This is a genomic window from Sivoneniella epilithica UHCC 1019 (assembly GCF_040830845.1).
Classification (GTDB): Bacteria; Cyanobacteriota; Cyanobacteriia; order Leptolyngbyales; family Leptolyngbyaceae; genus ULC077BIN1.
Genome location: NZ_JBFPDP010000120.1, coordinates 1 through 872, shown reverse-complemented (window position 1 = coordinate 872; position 872 = coordinate 1). Strand labels below are relative to the sequence as shown.

At 49.4% G+C, this 872-nt stretch carries 1 protein-coding gene; it reads left to right on the top strand.

The window, feature by feature from the left end:
* Positions 1 to 63: 63 nt before the first annotated feature.
* A protein-coding gene (locus tag AB3R30_RS26910; RefSeq protein ID WP_458652276.1) for an IS630 family transposase occupies positions 64 to 872 on the top strand; the annotation gives its coding sequence in 2 pieces (ribosomal slippage) (positions 64 to 390 and positions 393 to 872; 807 coding nt annotated over the 2 pieces). This gene is flagged as partial in the annotation.

Here is an 872-nt window from a genome sequence, read left to right as displayed (position 1 = left end):
GTATAGCTCTACAAATTCGTGTTGAGACATACAATTGGGAAAGAAGAACATCAAGTAACCCGTATGCCTGCCCCCTATAGTGAAGACCTGCGCCAAAAAGCGATTGCTGCCGTCGAGCGAGGAGAACGCAAGACGGAGGTCAGTCGGATGTTGAAGATCAGCCGCAACACCCTCGACCTGTGGCTGAAACGAAAAGCAGAAACTGGCAGCGCTCAAGCGATTACCCGTTATCAGCAGGGTAATCGCCATAAGATTACGGACTGGCAACGGTTTCGTGAGTTTGCTCAACAACATGGCGGGAAGACTCAAGGGCAAATGGCAAAGTTATGGGGCGACAAGGTGAGCCAGCAAAATATCAGTGATGCGTTGCGTAAGCTGGGATTGAGTCGAAAAAAAAGACTTACGGCTACCGAGAGCGAGATGACCTTAAGCGGCAGGAGTTCCAAGAACGATTAAAGACAAAATCTGCCCGTCAACTGGTGTACGTCGATGAAGCAGGAATGGATAACCGAGAGGATTATCCCTATGGCTATTGCAAGATTGGAGAGCGGTTTCATGCCCTCAGATCAGGCAAACGCACCGAGCGAGTCAGTTGGATTGCAGCACTATGCCAAGGAAAGCTGATTGCGCCTTTGACCTTTACAGGCTCCTGCAACCGAGACTTGTTCGAGCTGTGGTTAGAGCAATGCCTCTTGCCCCAATTGCAACCCGGTGATGCCATCGTCATTGATAATGCGAGTTTTCACCGCTCACACTACATTGAAGAAATCGTGGCAGCAGCAGGATGTGAGGTGTGGTATCTACCGCCCTATTCTCCTGACTTAAACAAGATTGAACATTGGTGGTTTGTCTTGAAGAACTGGATGCGACAA